This is a genomic window from Mesorhizobium sp. M0830 (assembly GCF_040319965.1).
Taxonomy (GTDB): domain Bacteria; phylum Pseudomonadota; class Alphaproteobacteria; order Rhizobiales; family Rhizobiaceae; genus Mesorhizobium.
Window position 1 is genome coordinate 47501 of the sequence record NZ_JAMYOR010000038.1, and the last position, 2500, is coordinate 50000.

Consider the following 2500-nt stretch of genomic DNA (forward strand, 5'->3'; position numbering starts at 1 on the left):
CGACGTATAGGGTCTGACGCCTGCCCGGTGCTGGAAGGTTAAGAGGAGGGGTGCAAGCTCTGAATCGAAGCCCCAGTAAACGGCGGCCGTAACTATAACGGTCCTAAGGTAGCGAAATTCCTTGTCGGGTAAGTTCCGACCTGCACGAATGGCGTAACGACTTCCCCGCTGTCTCCAGCATAGACTCAGTGAAATTGAATTCCCCGTGAAGATGCGGGGTTCCTGCGGTTAGACGGAAAGACCCCGTGCACCTTTACTATAGCTTTACATTGGCATTCGTAGTGGCATGTGTAGGATAGGTGGTAGGCTTTGAAGCCTGGGCGCCAGCTCAGGTGGAGCCACCCTTGAAATACCACCCTTATTACTATGGATGTCTAACCGCGGCCCGTTATCCGGGTCCGGGACAATGTATGGTGGGTAGTTTGACTGGGGCGGTCGCCTCCTAAAGAGTAACGGAGGCGCGCGATGGTGGGCTCAGAACGGTCGGAAATCGTTCGCTGAGTGCAATGGCATAAGCCTGCCTGACTGCGAGACTGACAAGTCGAGCAGAGACGAAAGTCGGTCATAGTGATCCGGTGGTCCCGCGTGGAAGGGCCATCGCTCAACGGATAAAAGGTACGCCGGGGATAACAGGCTGATGACCCCCAAGAGTCCATATCGACGGGGTTGTTTGGCACCTCGATGTCGACTCATCGCATCCTGGGGCTGGAGCAGGTCCCAAGGGTATGGCTGTTCGCCATTTAAAGCGGTACGTGAGTTGGGTTCAGAACGTCGTGAGACAGTTCGGTCCCTATCTGCCGTGGGTGTAGGAATATTGAAAGGATCTGTCCCTAGTACGAGAGGACCGGGATGGACGGATCTCTGGTGGACCTGTTGTGGCGCCAGCCGCATAGCAGGGTAGCTATATCCGGACGGGATAACCGCTGAAGGCATCTAAGCGGGAAACCCACCTTAAAACGAGTATTCCCTGAGAACCGTGGAAGACGACCACGTTGATAGGCCGGGTGTGGAAGAGCGGCAACGCTTGAAGCTTACCGGTACTAATAGTTCGATCGGCTTGATCGTTCTCATTCCTTATGCCCATCTGACAAAGTCAGATGGTCTGTTCTCACTCACGCTCGTTCCGCCCTGCGGGCGGCGCTACGTGGGTGCGGCGCATCAGCGCCGACGGTCGGTCGACCTTGCGAAGCTTCGCTTCGAAAGGCGTCAGGACCAGAAGAACTGTAAAGGCACAAAAAAGACCAGCGAACAGCTCAGAGAAAGCAGCAAATAGGATCCCTATTCGCTACTCACTATTGGCTATTCGCTAGAAACAGCTTCTCGAACAACGTGCGTTTTGCCGACCTGGTGGTTATGGCGGAGCGGCTGCACCCGATCCCATTCCGAACTCGGCCGTGAAACGCTCCAGCGCTGATGGTACTTCGTCTCAAGACGCGGGAGAGTAGGTCGCTGCCAGGTCTGCTAAACGCACGTTGAATCTTCTCTTTATGATAAGGCCCGCCAACGGGAACCCGGGCCGCGAAAGCGGCCCTTTCATTTGGTGAGCCAAATACCTATCTGTAGGCCATCCTGTTCGTAGGCCTGCGCATACTTCCAAACCTCGACGCGGGGTGGAGCAGCCCGGTAGCTCGTCAGGCTCATAACCTGAAGGTCACAGGTTCAAATCCTGTCCCCGCAACCAAATCCAAAGCAGCCCGCCAGGCAAAATGCCGGCGGGCTGTTTGCGTTCGGGGGTTGACGCCGGCCGTCGATCCACTCGGCTCAACCGCACGCAAGGCCCGTCAAGCTCCAAGCCGGCGGGCTTCTTGCCTCTCATGCCTGACCAGGTCCAAGGATTGAAGCGCAGAAGGCCGGTATAGCGCGGCAAAAGATGAGATCCTATTTCCGGGCTTGCTGCCTGGCGCGTCGGCGATGCCGATGCTGACAAGGCAGCCTCGCTCTGCGGGCCATAGGCTGAAGGCACCGGCTCAAAGACCAGCCCTGAAACCAAATACGAAACAAATTTTAGCCGGTTGAATTTTGCACCCCTCTCGCGCGCGGCTGCCACAAAAGAATCACACCCGGCATCAGCTTGCGCGTCGATCCTCGATCGCGGGGCCCTCGTGGCCGAGGCAGCATTTCGGTCATGCCGAATCAAGCGACAGAGCGATTCTATTGCCGGCGAATCGCGGCAAGGTGAAATCGGATTCTATTGCTACCTCCATGCGCCCCCATATCCCCTGCAGGAGGTTGCTAATGCCAAATTACGCTTTGAATGACCACTATGAGAGCTTCATCAGGAAGCAGCTCGAATCAGGCCGCTACAACAATGCCAGCGAGGTTGTCCGCGCGGGCCTGCGCATGCTTGAGGATTTCGAGGCGGAGCGGGAGAGGTGGCTGCGCGAAGACGTACCGGCGCGGCTGGCCGAGCTTCAGCGAGATCCAGCGAAGGCATCCCTGCCGAAACGGTCTTCTCCTGGCTGGAGACACGACATCGCGCGAAGCAGGCGAAAGCCAGGTA

At 57.2% G+C, this 2500-nt stretch carries 1 tRNA gene, 2 rRNA genes and 1 pseudogene (2 of these 4 cut by a window edge); all 4 read left to right on the forward strand.

From position 1 onward, the window contains the following. Window positions 1-1065 (forward strand): 23S ribosomal RNA (locus tag NKI20_RS21420) (it extends 1757 nt beyond the left edge of the window). Window positions 1066-1343: 278 nt separating this feature from the next. Continuing rightward, window positions 1344-1458, forward strand: a 5S ribosomal RNA gene (rrf, locus tag NKI20_RS21425). A 146-nt stretch (window positions 1459-1604) separates the two neighbouring features. Further along, window positions 1605-1681, forward strand: a tRNA-Met gene (locus tag NKI20_RS21430). A gap of 554 nt (window positions 1682-2235) precedes the next feature. Continuing rightward, a pseudogene (locus tag NKI20_RS21435) lies at window positions 2236-2500 on the forward strand (type II toxin-antitoxin system ParD family antitoxin); it runs 1 nt beyond the window's last position.